The 22392-nt window shown below is 45.2% G+C and carries 20 protein-coding genes and 1 pseudogene; 8 read left to right on the top strand and 13 right to left on the bottom strand.

Translation table 11 applies throughout. The features are described from left to right. Nucleotides 1-18 precede the first annotated feature (18 nt). Nucleotides 19-1191, top strand: a complete 1173-nt coding sequence (locus tag HUB64_RS14930) for an AAA family ATPase (protein WP_173497297.1) — start codon at nucleotides 19-21, stop codon at nucleotides 1189-1191. Nucleotides 1192-1234: 43 nt separating this feature from the next. Here HUB64_RS14930 and HUB64_RS14925 read toward each other — a convergent pair whose 3' ends face one another. Together HUB64_RS14925 and HUB64_RS14920 are read right to left on the bottom strand one after the other, a co-directional pair. Next, the gene (locus HUB64_RS14925) at nucleotides 1235-1477 is read right to left on the bottom strand and encodes a cupin domain-containing protein (RefSeq protein ID WP_309247088.1); all 243 of its coding nucleotides are present in this window, start codon (nucleotides 1475-1477) and stop codon (nucleotides 1235-1237) included. 219 nt (nucleotides 1478-1696) lie between these two features. Continuing rightward, a pseudogene (locus HUB64_RS14920) lies at nucleotides 1697-1813 on the bottom strand (cupin); the annotation flags it as partial. A gap of 180 nt (nucleotides 1814-1993) precedes the next feature. Between HUB64_RS14920 and HUB64_RS14915 the strand changes: the two are divergent. Both HUB64_RS14915 and HUB64_RS23240 read left to right on the top strand, forming a co-directional pair. After that, a complete protein-coding gene (locus HUB64_RS14915) occupies nucleotides 1994-4099 on the top strand; it encodes a toxin-antitoxin system YwqK family antitoxin (RefSeq protein ID WP_254451426.1) in 2106 nt (701 codons plus the stop codon). A 93-nt stretch (nucleotides 4100-4192) separates the two neighbouring features. After that, the gene (locus HUB64_RS23240; RefSeq protein ID WP_254451425.1) at nucleotides 4193-4384 is read left to right on the top strand and encodes a hypothetical protein; all 192 of its coding nucleotides are present in this window, start codon (nucleotides 4193-4195) and stop codon (nucleotides 4382-4384) included. A gap of 159 nt (nucleotides 4385-4543) precedes the next feature. Here the strand turns inward: HUB64_RS23240 and HUB64_RS14910 are convergent, their stop codons facing one another. Both HUB64_RS14910 and HUB64_RS14905 read right to left on the bottom strand, forming a co-directional pair. Further along, nucleotides 4544-4918: a PH domain-containing protein gene (locus tag HUB64_RS14910; RefSeq protein WP_105250128.1), complete on the bottom strand. Its 375-nt coding sequence runs from the start codon at nucleotides 4916-4918 to the stop codon at nucleotides 4544-4546. 201 nt (nucleotides 4919-5119) lie between these two features. After that, on the bottom strand, nucleotides 5120-7036 hold the full coding sequence (locus HUB64_RS14905; RefSeq protein WP_173497295.1) for a U32 family peptidase: 1917 nt from the start codon (nucleotides 7034-7036) through the stop codon (nucleotides 5120-5122). 203 nt (nucleotides 7037-7239) lie between these two features. On the opposite strand from HUB64_RS14905, the gene rluA reads away from it, so the two are divergent. The 3 genes from rluA to HUB64_RS23330 all read left to right on the top strand — a co-directional run bounded on the left by rluA (nucleotide 7240) and on the right by HUB64_RS23330 (nucleotide 12607). After that, nucleotides 7240-7917, top strand: a complete 678-nt coding sequence (gene rluA / locus HUB64_RS14900; protein WP_173497294.1) for a bifunctional tRNA pseudouridine(32) synthase/23S rRNA pseudouridine(746) synthase RluA — start codon at nucleotides 7240-7242, stop codon at nucleotides 7915-7917. Between the two features lie 95 nt (nucleotides 7918-8012). Continuing rightward, nucleotides 8013-8474 (top strand): transcriptional regulator AsnC, encoded by a 462-nt coding sequence (gene asnC, locus HUB64_RS14895; RefSeq protein ID WP_006080290.1) that lies wholly within the window; start codon nucleotides 8013-8015, stop codon nucleotides 8472-8474. Nucleotides 8475-8743: 269 nt separating this feature from the next. Next, entirely contained in the window at nucleotides 8744-12607 is a 3864-nt protein-coding gene (locus tag HUB64_RS23330; protein WP_173248686.1) for a S8 family serine peptidase, read from the top strand. A 68-nt stretch (nucleotides 12608-12675) separates the two neighbouring features. Here HUB64_RS23330 and HUB64_RS14885 read toward each other — a convergent pair whose 3' ends face one another. From HUB64_RS14885 to HUB64_RS14845, 9 genes are all read right to left on the bottom strand, one after another. Then, nucleotides 12676-13446, bottom strand: a complete 771-nt coding sequence (locus HUB64_RS14885; protein WP_006080287.1) for an ABC transporter permease — start codon at nucleotides 13444-13446, stop codon at nucleotides 12676-12678. Continuing rightward, a complete protein-coding gene (locus HUB64_RS14880; protein WP_173497293.1) occupies nucleotides 13443-14381 on the bottom strand; it encodes an ABC transporter ATP-binding protein in 939 nt (312 codons plus the stop codon). Before HUB64_RS14880 ends, HUB64_RS14885 begins: the two co-directional genes overlap by 4 nt. A gap of 203 nt (nucleotides 14382-14584) precedes the next feature. Continuing rightward, nucleotides 14585-15115 carry a hypoxanthine phosphoribosyltransferase gene (hpt, locus tag HUB64_RS14875; protein WP_028761726.1) on the bottom strand — a complete coding sequence of 177 codons (531 nt, stop codon included), beginning with the start codon at nucleotides 15113-15115 and terminating at the stop codon, nucleotides 14585-14587. A 7-nt stretch (nucleotides 15116-15122) separates the two neighbouring features. Beyond that, on the bottom strand, nucleotides 15123-15782 hold the full coding sequence (locus HUB64_RS14870; protein WP_173246676.1) for a flavin prenyltransferase UbiX: 660 nt from the start codon (nucleotides 15780-15782) through the stop codon (nucleotides 15123-15125). 1 nt (nucleotide 15783) lies between these two features. After that, nucleotides 15784-17178: a UDP-N-acetylmuramate:L-alanyl-gamma-D-glutamyl-meso-diaminopimelate ligase gene (mpl, locus tag HUB64_RS14865; protein ID WP_173246679.1), complete on the bottom strand. Its 1395-nt coding sequence runs from the start codon at nucleotides 17176-17178 to the stop codon at nucleotides 15784-15786. A 198-nt stretch (nucleotides 17179-17376) separates the two neighbouring features. Then, nucleotides 17377-18000, bottom strand: coding sequence for a hypothetical protein (locus tag HUB64_RS14860; RefSeq protein ID WP_006080282.1), 624 nt, complete (start codon nucleotides 17998-18000; stop codon nucleotides 17377-17379). Between the two features lie 169 nt (nucleotides 18001-18169). After that, nucleotides 18170-19036, bottom strand: a complete 867-nt coding sequence (locus HUB64_RS14855; protein WP_131523721.1) for a sterol desaturase family protein — start codon at nucleotides 19034-19036, stop codon at nucleotides 18170-18172. A gap of 131 nt (nucleotides 19037-19167) precedes the next feature. Next, entirely contained in the window at nucleotides 19168-20199 is a 1032-nt protein-coding gene (locus HUB64_RS14850) for a DUF2804 domain-containing protein (RefSeq protein ID WP_173497292.1), read from the bottom strand. 215 nt (nucleotides 20200-20414) lie between these two features. After that, nucleotides 20415-20978, bottom strand: a complete 564-nt coding sequence (locus HUB64_RS14845; RefSeq protein ID WP_173497291.1) for a porin family protein — start codon at nucleotides 20976-20978, stop codon at nucleotides 20415-20417. Nucleotides 20979-21166: 188 nt separating this feature from the next. Here HUB64_RS14845 and HUB64_RS14840 point away from each other — a divergent pair, with 188 nt between their 5' ends. Both HUB64_RS14840 and HUB64_RS14835 read left to right on the top strand, forming a co-directional pair. Beyond that, nucleotides 21167-21733: a YajG family lipoprotein gene (locus HUB64_RS14840; RefSeq protein ID WP_105250136.1), complete on the top strand. Its 567-nt coding sequence runs from the start codon at nucleotides 21167-21169 to the stop codon at nucleotides 21731-21733. 29 nt (nucleotides 21734-21762) lie between these two features. Then, a complete protein-coding gene (locus tag HUB64_RS14835) occupies nucleotides 21763-22347 on the top strand; it encodes a peptidylprolyl isomerase (protein ID WP_173497290.1) in 585 nt (194 codons plus the stop codon). The last annotated feature ends 45 nt before the right edge of the window (nucleotides 22348-22392 follow it).

Genomic DNA, 22392 nt, shown 5'->3' with positions numbered 1-22392 from the left:
TTCAGTCTTGGATATTCTATGCTGACCACACTCGCTATTTTCAATTATCGCTCTCTGCGTGAAATCGTCTTGCCCCTAGGGCAACTCAATTTGATCACTGGGGCGAATGGCAGTGGTAAATCGAATCTATACAAGGCACTACGTTTACTCGCACAAACGGCGCAAGGCGGCGTTGTCAATGCTTTAGCCCAAGAAGGCGGACTCGACTCCAGCTTTTGGGCGGGACCAGAAAACCCCACCAAAAGTATGCTAGCGGGCGACACCGCCATTGAAGCCACCGTCAGGCAAGCGCCAAAACGCTTAAAGCTCGGCTTTGCTGGCGAGGACTTTAGCTATCTTATTGAACTCGGTTTACCTAAACCCGACGCCACCACGCTGTTTGGCTTAGATCCACAAATCAAGCGCGAAGCCATTTGGAACGGACCTAAGTATCGACCCTCAACGGTATTGGTTGAGCGCCGTGGTCCTATGGTAAAGAGTCGCAGTGCTGACGGACAAGGCTGGATAACCTTAGGCGCACACCTGCAAAGCGGCGACAGTATTTTTACCGAACTTGCCGATCCAGAGCGCAGCCCTGAAGTGCTAAAACTTCGCGATAGTATCCGCGCATGGCGCTTTTACGATCACTTCAGAACCGATGCAGAAGCGCCAGCCCGTCGTCCACAATTAGGTACAGCCACGCCAGTATTGCACCACGATGGGCGCGACCTTGCATCAGCAATTCAAACCATTTTTGAGATAGGTGATAAAACGGCTTTTGACCATGCGGTCAGCGATGCGTTTCCCGGTGCTGAGGTTCGCATTGAACCTCAAGAGGGCGGCATTTTAGTGCTCGCATTTCATCAGCATGGTTTATTAAGGCCACTCAATGCCAGTGAATTGTCGGATGGCACCCTGCGCTATTTGCTGTTAATCGCCGCCCTACTGACCCCAAGACCGCCAGAGCTTATGGTGTTAAATGAGCCAGAAACTAGCCTACATCCCGACTTATTACCTGCGCTTGCACGCTTAATCGCTAAGGTATCGGAAGAGTGCCAGTTGTGGGTGGTTTCCCATGCTAATCGGCTTATTAATGCCTTAAGCCAATTTGAACACTGCAATACCTTGGCCTTAGACAAAACCTTAGGCCAAACGCAGATCCAAGGCCAAGACTTACTCAATACACCCAGTTGGCTATGGCAGAATCGTTAACCTGTAGCCTTAGCCTTAGCCTTAGCCTTAGCCTTAGCCTTAATCAATCGTAAAATACCGCAAGCCATAGGGTTTCTGAACTTATAGAAGTCGAAGCGACTCGATGTTTTTGATGGGGCGGAATCGTTAAGTAATCACCAGGAGTTAGCGTAACGGGTTCACCTTGTTCAAATTCAAGTGTCGCCTCGCCTTTAAGTAACATCACCCATTCATGCTGAGTTTGATCGTACCATTGACCTTCGGGTAGATACCCAAACCACCTGAAGATGCAGGATTCAGCGGGAATTTAACGCACTTTAGGCAAGGCGGCTATTTGCAGACCTAGTGGACTAAGTTAAAAATAGCCAACATGGCATAGAGTGCGTTAAAACCCGCCGGGACGGAGCGCTTAGGGCACTCCACTTCCGTGTTGCACCAATTCAGAAGGTGGCCGACATTCTGTCATTGATGCGCCTTGAATTGAAGCACCCTAAGCGCTCTGAAACTCGTATCTTCAGGTAGCTTGGGTAGATTGCCCATTGGAAACGATGCGTTCTATGGTCACAGTATTATTACCCGCCAGTTTTTCAAACACTTCCACCGATAAATCTGTGGGTAATTTTGCAAAAAAGTTATCAAGCATTTTGTCTTTATTCCTCTGCTTTTATTAATGTGCCACTCTTATTAAACGGTATTTTGAGCAATCAAGCATTGAGAAACGAATCCATAAACCGCTATGATATGCGCACAGAAATACTCAGTTGCCATGAGTATCCCTCAGATAAGCTTATTGTTTTACATATGGATATGGAGATTTCCCCCAATGTCGTTGTTTCGCGCACTCAAAGCCAAGTTATTTCCCTCAAACCAAACTAGCCGCGATCCAAAAGACATTCATCTTCCAACTGAATCACAAACACTTAGCCAAGAACAAGATTTAACGCAGGAGCCGTCAGTCGCTGCACCGCTATTCCAGCGCTACTTCAGCTTAAAAATCCATGCGACAAAGGCAGACGCAACTTCTTGCGAAGAAAATGCCGACCACGGCTTAACTCTCTATCAGTATGATACGCCTCAAGTCATAGAACTCTTGGGCTGGGAAAACGCCAATGAATGCTGCGAATTCCACCATACCGAATTCGACCGCCTCGAAATCAGCAATCAATTCCCTTTCCCCGAGCAGCACTTTTGGCTCGACCAGGTAAAAGTGTGCAGTATCACCCCAAAAAAGAACAGCCAAATAAAGGCGTTGTGGCAAATTGAGCTTAACAATCTCGATGCATTATTGATAAGCCACTTTACCCTAGATGCAGACAATATAGTGCAAGGCGATATTCAAGATTACGCCAGCCTAACAGGCCAACTGCACCGCACTTTTCACCAACTCAATACTGAAGATGGTGCGGGTATACTTAGAATCATCACCCAAAGCCCAGGGCTTACCCAAGCCGTCGATTCAAACTATTTTGGCGAACGTAATGGCGTGACCCGCCAATTCAATGCCCTAGGTACCCTGTTATTTGAAGGCAACTTTATTAATGATCAGCAACTTGGAACACAAACGTGGTACGACCATGAGGGCAAGATCAATCAAATAGAAGATCGCCATCCCCAAGGTCAATTTATTCAATACTTTTATGGCAATGGTCAGCTTAAAGAAACCGCCGAACAAGATAGCAATGGCTATTATATCAATACGTTAACTCGCTACTATGAATCTGGACAAATACAGCTGATCCGGCCCTTAGTGCAAGATGTTATCCACGGAATTGAAAAACAATATTACCTTGATGGTTCACTAGAAGCTGAAAGATATTACAACCAAGGCTATGAATATGAAGCCGTTTGGTATCATCCCAATGGAACGATTAAACAAAAAGTGTTTAACGATGTGACGGGCAAAGTCATTGAAGAGTTTTACGACTCAGGTAAGCCTGCATGGCGTGAACCCTTCAATACCGAAGGCCAATTACATGGCGAACATGTAAAATGGTATCCCAATGGCCAAATTGAAGAAAAAATCTATTTTGAGGATGGCAAAGAACAAGGCATGGCCCTTTGGTATCATGACAATGGTCAACTCGCCCTTGAGATCTATCTTGAAAATGGACTCAGGGAAGGTCTGTTTAAAAGCTATTATAAAAGTGGCGTGCTTTCGGCCGAAGGCCAATATAAAAATAACCTCTCGGTAGCCCCTTTTATTGAATACCACGAAAACCAGCAAATTCAGATGTACTTACCGCACACACGGGGCAACCGTGATGGCACTGCTCGCTGGTTTTATGAAGATGGCACGATACGTACAATTTCTGAATATGAAGTTCGTGATGGCCAAGGCTACCTCAAAGAGTCCAGCTTTTATAATAACAAAGGGATCCTCGAATCCTATCAGAGTCACTCGAATACCCGCTGCGGCTATAATCTTGATAATAATCAAAGGGAATACTATCAAGAAGGTATCGCCGATACTCGCATCGAATACTATGAAGATGGCGCCATTCGCTGGTTACTCACCCGAACGCAAGGGGATTTATTTAGCTCTAAATCCTTGTCCCCTCAAGGTTTAATTTTAGAAACTGGCACCATCCAAATTACTAATGGTCGTTACCTCGATATCGGCCATTGGCAACGTTTTACACCCCAAGGACAAGTGTACCGCGAAGCCTGGCTAGATGAACAAGGCCAACTGATAGAAAGCCGTCACTACTTTGATTTTCATGAAAATATAGCAACTCAAGAAGATGAAGAACCAGAATGGGATAGCCCAGAAAATCCTAGTTATGACTATGATGAAGACGATGCTGATGGGCAAAGTAACGGGCCAAATAACCGTTCGGATAACAGCGAACGTCATGCTAGCAATAACGCATATTTATCTCGTCAGAAGTATCACGCACCCAATAGCAATACCACGATAAAACAGCCATAAGATAAAACAATAGCAGTAGATGTCGCCGCTCACACCGAAGAACCCATATTGGCTTATCACTTAAAATTTGATGATGAAAGCAAGCTTTATGCAATGAAACGCTATCATCCCAATCGCCAGATTGCCGAAGAAGGTAATTTACAAATTCAGGGACAGGAGCAATTCTGGGTCGGCATCCACAATCAATACGATGAGCAAGGCAAACTCAAGCTTTCCGAAACCTATACTATGGCGGGCGAACCGATAGAGCACTCCACTAGCACAAGTAGGATAGTGTTAAATTAATCAAGCAGATTTGAATCACACTAGATCGCGAGGATAGGTAAGCCCTGATAAAACTTGGCTTACCTTACTCACATTAACCGTCAGCTTGCGATAACAATTCCAAGCTTGATAGCACTAAATGAATCTAAGTCGCAGCACTAAAACTAAAGTGCAAAAAAACTAAAGTGCAAAAGTGGCAATAGTCTTTTGAATACCCACGACATCCGTGCCACGCTTGAGTTCTTTGACTAAAGGTTCACTCTGGCCTGAGATCCAAATTTTAAGCTCTGCATCCATATCAAAATGCCCTGTCGTTTCCACTTCAAAATGGGTAATAGATTTATAAGGTATTGAATGGTAAGTAACCTTCTTGCCTGTAAGTCCCTGCTTATCAATTAAGATCAGGCGTTTATTGGTGAAAATAAACAAATCACGGATCACTTTGTAGGCGAGTTTTAATTCTTCTTGAATGCCCATGATAGGCCTTAATTCCTCGGCTAATTCCTGTAAATCAACCTCAGCAGCATTACCGAGTAAACCGTCTAACAATCCCATTTTAACATCCCTTATTATTGATATTATTTTCAATAAGATATCTGCTCATTACCGCATGTGCAATATAAGGCTTTGATGAAAATATGAGAGTGGCAATGGTGAGAGCAACATCAATGAGAGGTAGGCTGTTGTAGGCGCGCAGATGCAAGCTGAATAGGAGCTAGGAGCATTGCACTCGGGCAATGCTCCTAATGACAAATGTTAAAGGTGTTTCTGGCCTCGCACTTGACGGTTTTCACCGACCACCATCATTTCGCATTTAGGGCAGTCGAATACCAACTTGAGCACATCATTGCCGATTTCAAGCACCATAGGATCGGCCTTGATCCCTGGCACTTCCTTCGGACACAGATTGAAGTTAAAGCGTAGGCAATGCTTAGTGATCATCAATGGCACATCTTCGGTAACGCCATTTTTCTCATAGGTATCTTGGATTTCAATCACGCCATGGCGTTGATAAAAATCCTTGGCCTTTTCGTTGGCAACATTACCTAAGTAACTCAAATGCTTGACGGGATAGACTGCATCTTGATTATGCTTCCACGGCAGTGGACGCACATAGCCTTGCACACGAGCAGCCTCGAGAGCGGCCACACCATCACGGCGCAGACCATTGAGCACAGATGCAGGCAAGAACCAAGCTTGGGCCGTATCGATACTGATGCTACGGGCAACAAAGTCGGTACTGCCGAGCTTACCCAGCTGAGTGCGAGTATTTTGTAAGGTCTTATCGACATCAGTCGCAGGCGTCTTCTCGACCGTTAAATTGACTGTGGCGCTTAGGCCATAGATATCCGTCAATGTCAGTGCGAGTCCTTCTTGGGTGTCGCTCAACCGTAAATCGACGCCGATAATCCGTTTAGAAGATTCTTTAGATAACAGGGCTTCGAAGGCTTGGTTATGGTTACGGTACAAAGTCATGCCGACTTTTAAATCCTTTGGCACCTGCAATATATGCAGTTTTAACCCTTCGGCACGGTTAACCCGCAGGCCTTGCAGCTTGTCATCGGACTGCTTTGCCATGGCAAAATTCGCGGGGAAAAACGCTAAGCCATCGCCGTTATTAAACTCATGGCTAGAGCTCACTTGGATAAAGTCTTTACCTATGCTGACCACTTTACCGACTTCTTCGCCTATGTATTTGGGCGAGCGGAAATCTTTAATTCCTTGGCTACGTTCGTTAACAAAGTAATCTGTGCTGCCACGGTTAAAGGTCTTTTCTGGATCGGGGATAAAAGAATGTTCACAGCGGCCGTGGGACGAAGCCTTAAACTCAGGGCGACGCGCCATAATCGCATCCAGCTTTTGGCGATAATGCGCGGTGACGTTTTTAACGTAACTTAAATCTTTTAGGCGACCTTCAATCTTAAACGAGCGAATACCCGCATCGATAAGCGCCTCAAGGTTTTCGGTTTGGTTATTATCTTTTAAAGACAATAAATGTTCGTTCTGCGCTAACACATCACCTTGACGGGTTTTAAGATTGCCCGGCAAGCGGCACATTTGCGAGCATTCACCGCGGTTAGCACTGCGGTTACTAAAGGAATGACTCAAGTTACACAAACCACTGTAAGCCACGCACAAAGCACCGTGGATAAAGAATTCGAGCTGCATATTAGTATGTGCGGCGACATCACGGATTTGGCTTAAGCCTAATTCACGGGCGAGCACCACCTGAGAAAAACCAACTTGCTCTAAGAACGCCACTTTTTCTGGACTGCGGTTATCCATTTGGGTACTGGCATGCAGGGCAATCGGCGGCAAATTGAGCTGCAATACACCCATGTCCTGCACAATCAGCGCGTCAGCACCCGCTTCGTACAATTGCCAAATGAGTTTTTCGGCGTCGGCCAGTTCGTTATCCATCAAAATGGTATTGAGGGCGACGAATACCTGAGCATGATATTGATGAGCATAAGTACACAGGCGCGCGATATCTTCAACACTGTTACCCGCCGTTGCCCGCGCACCAAACGCAGGACCACCTATGTATACCGCATCGGCACCATGGCGTATGGCTTCGATACCGTAGTCAGCATTTTTTGCAGGCGCCAATAACTCAAGACGGTTATGGACGTGAGAAAGATTCTCGGGAGTGTATATCTCTGGCTGGCTCATGGCTTCACAGACTCAAAATGATCATTAACGAAAAGGACGGGAGTATAACAAAAACTCAAATACAGCTCTATCAGCAAATCATCAACTAATCCGCTTTACTTTTGTCAGCGAGGATAATGGCACCGCCGATCTTTGGGCCTCACACTTGCACCCTCAAGCCGAGCAGAGTATCTTTGCCCCGCATTGACGAATAGGCACTATTTATGACTGATTTTATTTACCAACCACCGACCACTCCTTGGCTCGATATTCTTTATCAAGATAAAGACATTATCGTCATCAACAAACCTTCAGGATTGTTGTCTGTGCCCGGTCGCGACCCCGCCCATTACGACAGTGTCTATGCTCGAGTAAAAGCTGAGCATCCCCATTGCCAAATCGTCCATCGCCTCGATATGGCGACCTCAGGCGTGATAGTTGTCGCCCTTATTCGTAGCGCCGAGCGGGAATTAAAACGTCAGTTCCACGATAGAGAAACCAGCAAAACCTATTATGCAAGGGTTGCAGGCCATGTCAAAAATGACACTGGCAGCGTTGATTATCCACTGATCTGCGACTGGCCAAATCGCCCTAAACAGAAAGTCGATCATCTTGTTGGCAAACCGTCTTTGACTCACTACCAAGTAATGAGCCGCGCCAAACGCTCAACGCTGGTTAAACTGACGCCAATCACAGGCCGCTCACACCAATTACGGGTGCATATGATGGCGCTAGGACATCCGATCTTAGGCGATGGTTTTTATGCCGACTCACTGGCAAAATCCTTAGCGCCTCGACTATTACTGCATGCGGCAGAACTCACCATCAAACATCCCTACACGGGTGTCAGTATGACTTTTAGCGCAGAAGTGCCTTTTTGTGAGCCTTTGGGCGAACAATGATCACTAAAATCAAATAATACGGGCAAAATCGGTAGCAATTCCCCATAAAAAAACGTAACTTTATGACAATTCACTACGTTATAGAGAGTTTATTTATGGATACCGCATTTCAGCGCGATCAACTCGATAATCATATCCTCGAAGCCCTAATGCAGGATGCCCGCACCCCCTTTGCTGAACTCGCTAAACGCTTTAGCGTTAGCGCGGGCACTATCCATGTTCGGGTAGAAAAAATGAAGCAAGCGGGGATAATCACAGGCGCGCAGATCACAGTAAATCCTAAAGCCCTAGGTTATGACGTCTGCTGTTTTATCGGTATCAATCTTAAAAGTGCTGGCGATTACCCCGCCGCCATAGCCAAACTCAACGCACTCGAAGAAGTCGTCGAAGCCTATTACACCACAGGCAACTACAGTATTTTCGTAAAGGTAATGTGCCAATCCATCGATGGTTTACAGCACGTACTCATCAATCGCATTCAATCTATCGATGAAATCCAGTCGACAGAAACCTTGATCAGCCTACAAAACCCAATCGTCAGAGCGGTTAAACCTTAAACAGGAAAACAGGAAAACAGGAAAACAGGAAAACAGGAAAACAGGAAAACAGGAAAACAGGAAAACAGGAAAACAGCTAATACTTGCAAACAACATAACAAACCGCAATGTGTGATTAACATCTTTTTTACCGCAAAAGTGTTAACCATACGATATATTTGTGTTACAACTTCATTGCTGCCGCCAAAGAGCGCAGCATAAACTATAACAATTCAGCTACAAGCACATTTAGTAAAGTGCTGAAAGCATTAATTGACAAGGAAGAAGTTGTGAAGACAAAACTATCGATCGCTATCTCCGCTGCACTACTCTCAAGCGCAGCTATTGCTAACAGTGAATTTACATTTAAACCTTACTCTCCAGAAATAAGCGCGCATGATAAATATACTAAACCGCAAACATCAGCCACTAACCTCGATGCTCCACAACGTTTTATTGTTGAGATGGAATCTCCTGCACTAGCTAAGTATAGAGGCGGCATCGGCAACTTCGCAGCAACAGCTTTAAATTCGAAAAAAGAAAAACTAGATATTCAATCTACTAATGTCAAAAGCTATTCAAGTCACCTAGCTAAAGAGCAAAACGCTTTTGCTAGCAATTTAGCTAAAATTGCGCCAAATGCAAAAGTGGAACGTCATTTCCAAACACTTTTTAACGGTATAACAGTTGTTGGCCAAGGACTAAGTGTTGAAAAAATAGCCAAAATGCCTGGAGTGAAAGCAGTATACCCAGAGGCTATATATGAAACTAACATGGATGCATCACACCAAGTGATTAATACCCCAGCTATGTGGGAAGCCGTTTCCGGCATGGCTAATGCGGGCAAAGGAATGAAAGTTGCTATTATTGATGGCGGCATTCGTCCGGAAAACCCCATGTTTACCGATGCAGGCTTCACAGCACCCAGCGGTAGTCGACCATCGGATGACTACTGCTCGACTGTCGATGCTTCATTCTGTAACAACAAGCTGATCGTTGCGCGTTGGTCACAGCCAACATCACCTGTGTGTCCTAATGAATACATGAGTCCACTTAGCTATGGTGGTCACGGAACTCACGTTGCAGGTACCGCTGTCGGTAACAAAATATCAACTACTTATAAAGATATTCCCGTTCAACTATCTGGTGTAGCACCAGCAGCTTACCTTATGGTCTACAAGGCTCTTTACAGTAAGCCTGATTGCACAGGCGGAACCGGCTCTAACATCATGTTAATGGAAGCCTTAGAGCATGCTGTTAATGATGGTGCAGATGTAATCAACAACTCATGGGGGGGGAGTGCTGGTAGTGATCCAGCTAGCAGCCCATACAAAACCATGTTTGAAGCTGCAGAAGCTGCGGGGGTTGTTGTAGTTAGCGCTGCCGGTAACGATGGTAATGGTCCTCAAACTATCGGCTGCCCTGCTTGTATTGAATCAGGAATAACTGTTGCTAACACTACAACAGGGCGTTTTTTCGCTAATAGCTTTAATACCGGTGGTGATGATTTACTTGCTATCCCAAGTTCTGATGCAGTGCTTTCAGAAGATATTACCGCTCCAGTGATTGCGGCCGTTAATTTAGATGCTGAAAATGCCAATGGTTGTGATGCCTTTGCTGCGGATTCGTTCAAAGATGGCATTGCATTGATTTCTCGCGGAACATGTAACTTCTCATTAAAAGCCACAAACGCAAAAGCTGCAGGCGCTAAAGCCCTTGTAGTTTATAACAATGCGGCAGGTGCACCAACGACTATGTCTATGCCTGGTGAACCATTCCCTGCTGTCATGATTACGAAAGATGCAGGTTTAGCCGTAATTGAAGCCATGGGAGATGCTGCAACAACAGGTACGATAGTTGCAAAAACTAAACGCATCATGGTTTCTGAACTTGCTGATAACCTAAATAGCACCAGTTCACGCGGTCCTGATGGCAACCAAAATATTCTTAAACCGGATATTGCAGCACCTGGTACCAACATTCTGTCAGCTTTTTCTCCTGATGATGGTGGTGAAGACTTTAATATGATCTCTGGCACCAGTATGGCAAGCCCGCACGTAGCAGGTGCTGCAGCTATGATGCGTCAATTACATCCAGATTGGTCTGCAAACGATATTAAAACTGCTTTAACATCAACAGCTAAATTTGATGATATTTTAGATGATGATGCAACAACACCAGCCACACCATTTGGTATGGGTGCTGGACGCATGGATTTAGATGCTGCAGCCAAAGCTATATTAACGTTCGACAAACCATCAATCGCATCAGACTCTTGTGTTGGTCCATGTACTTTCACTCGAACGGTATATAACAAGAGTAATGCAAAAACATCTTGGAACTTATCAACTTCATCCGATAGTACAGGTATAACAGTATCACCTTCTAGCTTAGAACTTGCCGCAGGAGCCTCTGCCACGTTTACTGTAACCGTTGACTCAACTTTCGCAGAATATGGTGAGTGGATTTTTGGTAATGTAATGATAAGCAGCACCGAAGGACTGCAGGATGCTCACTTACCTTTGGCTGTGTTAGCTAAAGAGTCAAGTGATGCCTCACTGATTTCGACTATGAGCAAGAAAACCGAACTTAACGCAACCGATGCGATTCCAATATCAGTTGTGATAAACAATAACTCATTTGACAGTACAGTGACTATTACAGCGCAAGCACCAGAAGGCACGAAACTAACATCGAAAGATGATGTAAAAGTTAGCTTAGCTGGCGCGACGCAAAATGGTTTACAAATCAACGAAGATATAGGCAACATTACTTGGGTTGGGTCACTTAATCTTCCTAAAATGACGACAACTAAGGGCTCAGCTGGTTTCCCAAGCATAGTGAGTCTAGGGGTCAAACCAATTACTTGTCCAGAAGGTTGTGATGAACAAGCGTTCACCTTTACTGTGCCTAGCTTTAAATACAATGGGGTTAGCTATTCCAGCATCACTATGTCTGACAATGGTCTAGCGATTGTTGGAGGTGGAAGTGCAAGTGGTACATTTGCGAACAAAAAGCTACCTGATGGCAGCAACCCAAATAACATTTTAGCGCCCTTCTGGTCAGATTTTGATTTATCAGATAAATCTGCTGGCGATACTGGCGGTGGTGACTTAGCCGTTGGTGTATTCACAGATGATGATGGAGTTAAATGGTTAGCTTTAGAGTGGAATAAAGGCCAACTCTATGGTGATACATCAAATACACCTTATACGTTTAGCATTTGGATTAAAACAGGTGATACTGAAGAGGTTGTATTCAATTACATAAATATTCCAAATATGCCTTCAAACGTCACTATCGGCGCTGAAAATATAGGCGGAACAATTGGAACAACTTACCACTTTAATGGTGAAGGTGATTCGGTTGTAACAGGTAATACATTGACGCTGAAAAACACAACGGCAGGTAATGTTACTATCGACTATCTGGCTAAAGCGACAGAATTCTCCTTTGGCACTGGCGATATGGCAGAGGCTACAGAAGAAACCTCAATAGAAATTGATTTGCTCGCAAATGATATCAATCCAGATCAAAAAGTTGCTCGCGCATCAATCACAGGCAATGGCATAACCGCCAGTGCACAGCGTGTTTTGGATATTGCTCCTGTAGGTACATTGTCTAAAGCAACTGTAGTAGACGCACCTGCCAATGGTGCTGTCACTATCAGTGAAGCTGGCATTGCGACTTATCAGCCTAAGAAAGACTTCTTTGGCACCGATAGCTTCACTTACAGCGTCGAAGATGCCGATGGCAACGTATCAAAAGCGACTAAAGTGACTGTGACAGTTGCTAATGTCAATGATGCACCAACTGTCGCCCCAACAGGAGAAACCTTGCCTACAGGCCAAAAAATCACCGTCATGTCAAATGCTAAAGATGTCGATGGCGATGCACTCACCTATATTTGGACACAGACATCAGGTCCTACAGTGACTTTTGATCCTGCAGCAAAAAATATTAGCTTTACCCCAAAAGAGCAGGGAACCTATACATTTACTGTTATTGCGAATGATGGCACATTAAACAGTAATACTGGTGAAGTGACTGCGGTTGCTGCACCAAATAAAAATACAGACAATGGAGGAGGTTCACTCGGTTGGCTAACCGCCTTATTGTTACCACTGGCGGCAATGCGTCGTCGTATGAAGTAACGAGTTGTTGACACTAAAAAGGGAGCCTTAATGGCTCTCTTTTTCTATTACGCTCTAAAGAAATATGTCTAGGAACGTAGGCCTATTCCGCGCGAGACTAAGTAATACGCTAAGGTCCAAAGTGCGACACAGAAACCGATCATAATGGCGATGGATAATGGCACGCTGATATCGGCAAAGCCTAAAAAGCCGTAGCGGAACACGTTGATCATATAGACCACAGGATTGAGTGCCGACACGCCTTGCCAAAATGGGGGCAAGAGTGACAGGGAGTAAAATACGCCGCCAAGGTAAGTTAATGGGGTAAGCACAAAGGTGGGGATGATACTGATGTCGTCGAAACTTTTAGCAAAAACAGCGTTAATTAAGCCACCCAATGAGAATAGCACTGAGGTTAAAAATACCGTCATCACCACTAAACCTGCGTGATGTAAGCTAATGTCGACAAAGAACATGGCCACTAATGTCACTATCAGGCCAACACATAAACCGCGCGCCACGCCGCCGCCTACGTAGCCAGCAATCAGCACATAATGGGGCACAGGAGCCACCATCAGCTCTTCTAAATTACGTTGAAACTTGGCACTGTAAAATGAGCTAGCAACATTCGAGTAAGAGTTAGTGATCACCGACATCATGATCAAACCAGGGGCGATAAACTCCATATAAGATACGCCGCCCATTTCTCCAATCCGGCTGCCGACTAAGTTACCAAAAATCAAAAAATACAAGGTCATGGTAATCGCTGGCGGGACTAAGGTCTGGATCCAAATTCGCGTAAAACGATTGATCTCTTTACTTAAAATACTTTTAAAGGCAATAAAGTAGAGCTGATTCATGCTGAGGCTCCCTGAGTTTTCTTCACGAGTTCGACGAAGAGTTCTTCTAACCGATTAGACTTGTTACGCATCGATAGCACTTCAATATTAGCTGCGCTCAATTGGCTAAAGACATCGTTAAGATTATGCTCTTTCGCTACATCCACCTCTAAGGTATGAGAGTCGGTTAAGCGACAAGCCATGCCATCGAGCACGGGAGCCATTTCAGTATCGCGACGAAGATCGAGAATAAAAGTCTCCATATTCAGCTTACTCAGCAACGCCTTCATGCTAGTGCATTCCACTAAAATACCTTTATCGATAATGCCGATATTACGGCAAAGCATTTCCGCTTCTTCAAGGTAATGAGTGGTCAGGATGATCGTCACACCCTGCTGGTTTATTTGTTTGAGAAACTCCCACATAGAGCGGCGCAGTTCAATATCCACACCTGCGGTAGGTTCATCTAAAATCAATAATTTAGGTTCGTGCATCAGGGCGCGGGCGATCATTAACCGTCGCTTCATGCCGCCAGATAATTCCCGCGAAGGGCTATTGCGCTTTTCCCACAGATCCAGTTGGCTTAAGTATTTTTTGGCACGCTCAAGGGCGATAGGTTTTGGCACACCATAGTAACCCGCTTGATTCACCACAATTTGCAGCACGGTTTCGAACTGGTTGAAGTTAAACTCTTGTGGTACTAAACCAATGCAGAGCTTGGCGTGTTCTAGCTGCTTATCAATATCATAATCAAAGACTTTGACCGTACCTGAACTCTTCTGCACTAAGGAGCTAATAATACCAATCGTGGTGGATTTACCCGCACCATTGGGGCCGAGCAAGGCAAAGAAATCCCCTTGATTGACGGTAAGGCTGATGCCTTTGACCGCTTCTACGCCGCCTTTATAGGTTTTTTTAAGCCCTTCGAGTACCAGAGCATGGGTAATATTCGCCATATTTGTACCGATCCTTACACATTAGAAAGTAATAAGATGGTGCTAAAAAACACAATTACAATGATGGGTTGCAGAACTAAAGCAAAAAATTAGCTAATTGATTGAAAAGAAAAAATTTAATGATTCAATCATTAATGCTTTTTATATTGCCGCAAAAAGCAAAACTCCCGCCTGTTGCGGGAGTTTTAAACTGTATCGGACACTTAATCGAGTGGTACGACTTTGGCGATATAAGGTAGATTGCGATACTGCTCAGCATAATCAATACCATAACCTACGATAAACTCATCAGGGATAGTAAAACCGATAAAATCGACCTTCACATCCACTTCACGACGCTCAGGTTTATCCAACAGGGTGCACAGTGCAAGACTCTTAGGCTCCCGCAGTAACAACATCTCGCGCACTTTGCTTAAGGTGTTACCTGAGTCAATCAAGTCTTCCACGATCAATACATCGCGACCGGCGATATCTGATTGCACATCTTTCAGCACTTTCACATCCCGTGAGCTGGTCATAGTATTGCCATAACTGGAAACCGACATAAAATCGATTTCAACATGGCCTTTGATGCGGCGACATAGGTCAGCCATAAAGACCACTGAGCCTTTTAACAAGCCTACCATCAGCAGACGTTCACTGTGGGCATAATGGGCATTGATTAGCTCGGCCATTTGATCCAATTTCTGGCTTATCTCTTCAGCAGAGATCATCACTTCGGTGGTGTGTTTCATATAAGTCTCAATTGTCGAGGTCGCGGTTAGACTGTTTGTCATAACCCCAGCGACTCGTTAATGCATGGTCAACGCCCAAATGATCGAGAATTCGAGCGACCATGAAGTCTACCAGATCTTCTACCGATTTGGGATTGTGATAAAAGCCGGGTGCAGCGGGCATAATGGTCGCGCCGAGGCGAGAAAGGCTTAACATATGCTCTAAGTGTATGGCACTAAAAGGAGTTTCCCTAAGTACTAGGATAAGTTGGCCGCGCTCTTTAATCACCACATCGGCGGCGCGTTCGAGTAAATTATTACTCATTCCGGTAGCAACTGCCGCTAACGTCCCCGTAGAGCAAGGACAAATCACCATTTGTTTAGGTGCAGCGCTACCCGATGCAGGCGGTGAAAACCACTCATCTTTGCCTAATACCACTAACTCGCCAGCAATAATCACGCCTTTTTCGTGCAGCAAAGCCAACAGCTGGGCATGGGCTTTGTCACTGTTGGCGCTTAACTGTAAGCCGTGTTCCGTCGCCAATACCACTCGAGCTGCACTGGAGATCATCAAAAACACTTGATATCCCGATACCAACAGACACTCGAGTAACTTAAGCCCATAGGGAGCACCAGAGGCGCCCGTCCAAGCTAAGCTAATCGCCTTAGTCGACTTTGCGTAGGCCATCTTAGCTAACCTGCTCTACAGTTGAAGCCTGTTCTAATGCGGCCAGCAGCTTCTTATGTAACCCACCAAAACCACCGTTACTCATCACCACTATGGTGTCGCCTGCTTTGGCGGTTGCTGCGACTTTCGCGACCACATCATCAATTTGATGTAACACAGTCACAGGGATCACCGCCGCTTCCATGGCTTCTTTCATATTCCAGTCGATGGTATCAGCTTGATATAAAAAGGCTTCGTCGGCTTGCATCATAGAAAAAGCTAAAGTGTCTTTATGGACACCGCTCTTCATGGTATTTGAGCGCGGCTCGAGTACCACAGTAATTTTGCTCTGCCCAACCTTAGCCCGCATACCTTTTAACGTGGTCGCAATGGCCGTCGGATGGTGGGCAAAATCGTCATATACGCTCACACCGTTAACGGTTCCGAGTAATTCGAGTCGACGCTTAGGTGGCATAAACTTAGCTAAAGCTTCAATTGCAGCACTCGGCTTAACGCCAACGTGACGCGCGGCAGCAATGGCCATCATGGCGTTTTCAATATTGTGCTGACCAATCAAATCCCATTCGAGAATACCTTGAGACTCGCCATCAAAAAACACTTCAAAGCGATGGCAATCATCACTTAACGCTTTGCCATACCAACCGCTGGTCGATTCGGCTAAATGGTAGGTTTCTTGCTCACTCCAACACCCCATATCAATCGTTTGCTTAACGGCATGGGAATCGGCGGGCCAAATGATCTTGCCTTCACCAGGAACGGTGCGAATTAAGTGGTTAAACTGTTTTTGAATCGCAGCCAGATCAGCAAAAATATCGGCATGATCGAACTCAAGATTGTTGATCACTAAGGTACGCGGATGATAATGCACGAATTTCGAACGTTTATCGAAGAAGGCACTGTCGTATTCGTCAGCCTCAACGACAAAGAAAGCGGTCTTGCCTAAACGTGCCGACACACCAAAGTTTTGCGGTACGCCACCGATTAAGAATCCAGGCTCATAACCACAATCATCTAAAATCCAGGCTAACATGCTAGATGTCGAGGTTTTACCGTGAGTGCCAGACACTGCCAGCACCCAACGCTCAGGCAAAATATGATCGGCTAAAAACTGCGGGCCAGAGGTATAAGGGATGCCAATGTTCAACACGGCTTCCACACAAGGATTACCCCGGCTCATGGCATTACCAATGACAACTAAGTCAGGATAGTGCCCTGCTTCACCCAGCTGGCTAGGATCAAAACCTTGAATAAGCTCAATGCCTTGGTCCTCTAGTTGCGTGCTCATTGGAGGATAGACATTGGCATCCGAGCCCGTCACTCTGTGCCCTTTGGCCCTAGCCAATAACGCTAGACCACCCATGAAGGTTCCACAAATTCCTAAAATATGTACGTGCATACCGCTCGCTCTGATGTGTTGAATTCACCGCCATTCTAATCCATCGAGCGACAGATTGGCAGGTAACAATCGGTGAAAAGCACTGCAATCACAAATGACAGTTTTTAAATCCGTGGATTTCACATTCAAGTTGCAGAACTGAGATTTTTAGATAACAGGTCAACTAACACAAGGCCGAAAACTGTCGCAATGGAGGTCCTAACGTAAGTCACGGTAGAGCTGAGCGTGCTGGCTACGGTGGCGACTAAATAAGAATTGACGTAACGCTTCACGCTCTTCGGTTTCGGCCTGAAACTTAACGAAAGCCAGACCTTTCTCGCTACGAATAGGCTCGATATCGACGCGCATAGTCTCGCCATTGGGCAATTGTAATTGCAAGTCTTTACTGCCTAACAATTGTTTAAATTGCTGCTGTGATTTAGCACGAATGGCCATGCCAGAACTAGATAGCGAGGCAACAGACCATTGCTCACCTTGATCGTGGTCGAATATCCACACATCATCGGCTTGAGTTAACCGCCAACTGCGCTCCACTCCCGAGGCATCTAGCACTTCAGGTACACCTAAAGTGGGTTGAAACTGACCAAAGTCATCCACTTTCATCAGTAGCGGAAACCAGAGTTTATAGGGTCCGACTTCGGCCAATAGAGTGAGTTTTGCCTTACCGAGAATCGAGGCGATAACTTGCGGTACTTCAGTTGTGACTGTGAGCACGTGATTGACTAGGGGATCGTTAGTCAAGGCTGTGCCCACACGAGTCGGCGAAAAAAGTTCGCTAAAACAAGCAAGCTCCTCCGCGGATAATCGAGGTTCATCCATCATGATAAGTCCTCCCGAGTTAAACTCCTTACCCCAAAAAGTACCACCAAAGTATGGGATTGTACATTTTTACACCAAAACAGTGGCAAAAAACGGAATATATGCTAGCAAGGCTAAATTCAAGACTCTATTAGCCATTTGCGCTATTTAACTTGGAAAATGCAGTGGATTGTTATTCCTCGCTTTTTAAACTGCTGGAAGGTGGAGCAAACAAGATACGCAGTCGTTGTTTAACACTCAAGCCTGTCGCTGTGACCTCTGCAAACATGTCTCGCCATTCACTAAAAGTCACTTTAAAGGGATTAAAACTATTCACTGGCTTAGTGATGCCGTAAATCACAGTCTCTACCTCGGGCTCAAAAGTGCCAAACAGCTTGTCCCAAATAATCAGCACACCCGCATAGTTTTTATCTATATATTGGGGATTACGACCGTGGTGCACCCTGTGATGTGATGGAGTATTGAAGACCCATTCCAGCGGTCCGAGTGATTTAATCGCTTGGGTATGCACAAAAAATTGCAATCCCAGATTGAGTAATACCACAAACACCACCCAGTTTGGATCGAAACCTATGACCACCAGCGGTAACCAAAATACCCACATGCCTGCAAAGGGATACATTAAACTCTGACGAAACGCAGTGCTAAAATTCATATTCTCAGAGCTATGATGCACCACGTGAGCCGCCCACATCCAGCGGACTCTGTGGCTCGCCCTGTGGAACCAGTAATAACAAAAGTCCTGCGCGACCATCAAGGCAATAAAGCTCAATGGGCCCATTTCAATATCGAATAACTTCCAACCAAAAATCGCCAAATACAGCTTAGCGATCAGCAAACCAGTGAGCAGATCGGCACCTTGGTGCATGGCCGCGAGGCTGAAATTACACAGCACTTCTTGGCCGCGATAACGTGCACTTAACGGTAGCTTTTGTCTTTTATCGCCAAAGTACCATTCCAGCAAAATACACACGAAAAACAAAGGTGCAAGCACCAGCAGTAACAATTCTGGGTGCTGGATCAGCGAGGCGATATCCATATAAGATCATCCTGTTCTATTTTTATTTTATGATTATTTTTATTGTTACTTTTATAAAAACTCTGACTACATTCTATAAACCGCATTCAACGCCACAACGCAGGCAGCTGCGATCCGTTAGTCGCCGTTAGCTACCAGCGAGCATAGTGATCTTCGGCGAGTCCCAGAACATTATTTAACTGGTAACTGTGCCCTTGATTATCGGTAATCGTGCCACTGAAATGACCGATGAATTGGCGGAAATTACTCTTAAGCAAGAGCAAATTACGCTTTTCACTGCGACAATTGCGCGCCGCAAACTGCAAATCCACTTGGCCATTTTGACTGTAGACTCGCCAAACCTCGGCGCCGAGCGTGGCATGGCGATCAAACTCAAATTGCACTTGCCCGAGTAAATGACGCTCGCCATTAATCCAAAAGACATTTTCAGTAGCCCCAGTTTCATTAACACCCGCCGCTAAATTAAGCCCCATAATGCCCTCATGGATCCGCGCGTTAATTGACGCCCAGCGCCAACTGGTATCACGGCGCATGTAACCCGCTGAAAAGTCATAGCCTGCTAAAGCTTGATTCAGCGGCTGCGGCTCATGACCCACAGTCAAACTACCTTTAACGGTCAAACCATTATGCTTTTGTGTGTAAGTCCAGCCGTTGTATCCAGTAGGACTACACATAGCCATAGGCAAACTTAAGGGGGCTGAGTGTAAAGTCACATCGGCTTGAATATTTTTAGTATCAATCACTAACCGCCAACCGCCCTCTACAATCTCAAAGCTTAACTGCGCCCCTTTACGGCCAATACTACTTCGGCCCTCGGCTGGCGATGGTGTCATCTGATAGCCAAACCTCAAAGGTTTTAACCAATCAAGCTGGGTGAGTGTGTTGGTTTTTATATCGTATAAATAACAAAAAGCACTGCCGACGTAAGCAATATCGGCAAGCGCGATGCCTAGGACATAACGCGGCGTGACCAAAGAGACAAACTGAAATTGTTTATAATCGAAATGCTTAGCCCACGCTGAAGCAGGTTTATCCATGGTATCGAAATAGGCAAAGTCCGCTAAACCTAAGGTTTTGACTATGCCATCGAAATGACCGAAATGGGGTAACCCCTTCGGATTGATCAGGTTATCTGGGGCGATTTGCGTTGCTATCGTTAACATGACTAAGCCTTACAAAAAAGACGCGGGAGCATCTATGCTCTCTCATTCTAAACATCGAATTTTTACTCTAACCTGTCCCCCATTGCATTAAAAGAGTGCAAGGACAAAATGTTGTCATTTTGTTGCCAGTCAGTATTCGGTTTAATGTTTTAAATTCCTTGTTTGTAAAACGATTAAAGCGCCTAAAGGCGCTTTAATCGTTGGATAAGGAAAGATTAGAATCGGTAGCTAATACCAAAGTTGATCCCCTGTAATTCAAGCTCTTTCATCGGGATATATTGGTATTCCAAATTCAAACCGAATCCTGACTTAAATCGATATTGCCAGCCTGCAGCGCCATAAAAACCGACATCATCCGAGTCCATATCTTGTTTATCTATCTCATAGCTGACTTGAGTGTAAGCAGCGCCTAATTTGGCATACAAGCTGTTACCACGAGACAAAGCATACTCACCGTAAGCCGCGGTTCTAACACCTTGGTAACGTAAATCTTTTATCTCACTGATGACGCTAACAAGCGCACTCGCCACCCCACCTGAACCCGCTAAATAACCCGCCTCAAACCCAAAATGCTCGTTGAGCATATAGCGGTAATATAAGTCGCTGGTTAAGGTGTCACCCGCATCATATTTACCGTTCTTAGTTTCAAATTCTTGGGTACCGTAACCTAAACTACCACCCAGTATATGGGCAGAATCGCCCGCGAGCGCATTGGAGCTCATCAGGCCTGACGCCAGCATCAGGCCAACAAATAACGAAGTGAATGATATTTTTTCCATATTTAACCTGCCTTCCATGCCTTGTAACTATGCGAATAAATGATGTGAATGCACAGAAAACACGGATGTGAATAATGAGCACAAGATATTAGCAATAAAAGCTGTACCTCAACTGAATCACGGTGTTCTGTGGCATCAAAAGTGATTTCTGGTATGCTGTAGCCACTTTTACTTGTACGAGAGATCCCATGAAACGGCTATTACTGACCTTGACTTTCCCCCTGCTGTTCGCGGGCTGTGCCAGCCAAAATCCGACTCATATGGCTTTCAGCCCTCAAGTGCCCAATATCAGCCAACAAACGGCGCAACTTGTACCTATCGCTCTTGAAACGGTAGATACACGCACAGTCGATTATGTTGCTCGTTTTATTGAAGAAGGGACAAAAACACGTTTAGTTGGCCCGAGCGAACCGCCTAAACTGTTACTTGATGAAGTATTCCGCGCAGGTTTTGCTCAAGCAGGCTACCAAATCGACCCAAGCGCAACTAATTCAGTGCAAATTCAATTAGAAGAATTGCAAATGGATATCACTAAAAAGACCTTTGGCTATGAGGCAAAACACAGTGTGTTAATCGCAGTTCAAGCCAAAAACTCCACCCAAGAGCTGGTTAAACGCTATAAAGCCAAAGGCACTTTAAAAGGTCCTTTAACGCCCGATTTTGCAACCTTAGAACTGGATATGAACAAATTGCTCGGCCAACTTACCGGCGAGATTCTAAACGATCCTGAGCTTAATCAGTTTCTACAAAAATAACAGCGTCAGTTTATTATAAGGAAATCAATATGCTCCGTTGGATATCAGTCCTCTTACTCATCTTTATGAGTCATCATAGCCTCGCACTCGACATTCAGGCCGATACCTTGTATCCCAGAGTCGAATTTGATACTAGCTTAGGCAAAATCGTGGTCGAGCTAGATAGAACTCGTGCACCAATCACTGTCGATAACTTTTTAACTCATGTCGTTAAAGGCGAATACGACAACACAATATTTCACCGCGTGATCAGTGACTTTGTGGTGCAAGGCGGCGGACTCACCCCCAAGTATGAAGAGCTGCCTGAGGGTAAGCCGATAGTCAACGAATCAGGAAATGGCCTAACAAATAGCATGGGCACGATCGCCATGGCACGTGAAAACGAGCCGCACTCAGCCACTCGTCAGTTCTACTTTAACGTAGCCGACAACACTAAGCTCGATCCCTCTAAACGTCGTTGGGGTTATGCCGTATTTGGTGAAGTGATTGAAGGTAAAACTGTCCTCGAAGCTATGGCTGTCGTTGAGACAGGAACTAACACTAAGCTCAATTGGCCCGATGTTCCTGTTACCCCTATCATATTGAAAAAAGCCAAGTTATTACCAAAACAGTAATCAAAATATAATTTCGAGCAAAAGCGCTAATTTTGCATCTATACT

It is taken from the genome of Shewanella sp. ISTPL2, assembly GCF_013283205.1.
Lineage (GTDB): Bacteria > Pseudomonadota > Gammaproteobacteria > Enterobacterales > Shewanellaceae > Shewanella > Shewanella oncorhynchi.
Note: the sequence above shows the minus strand (reverse complement) of the source record. Positions and strands in the feature narration are given on the sequence as shown.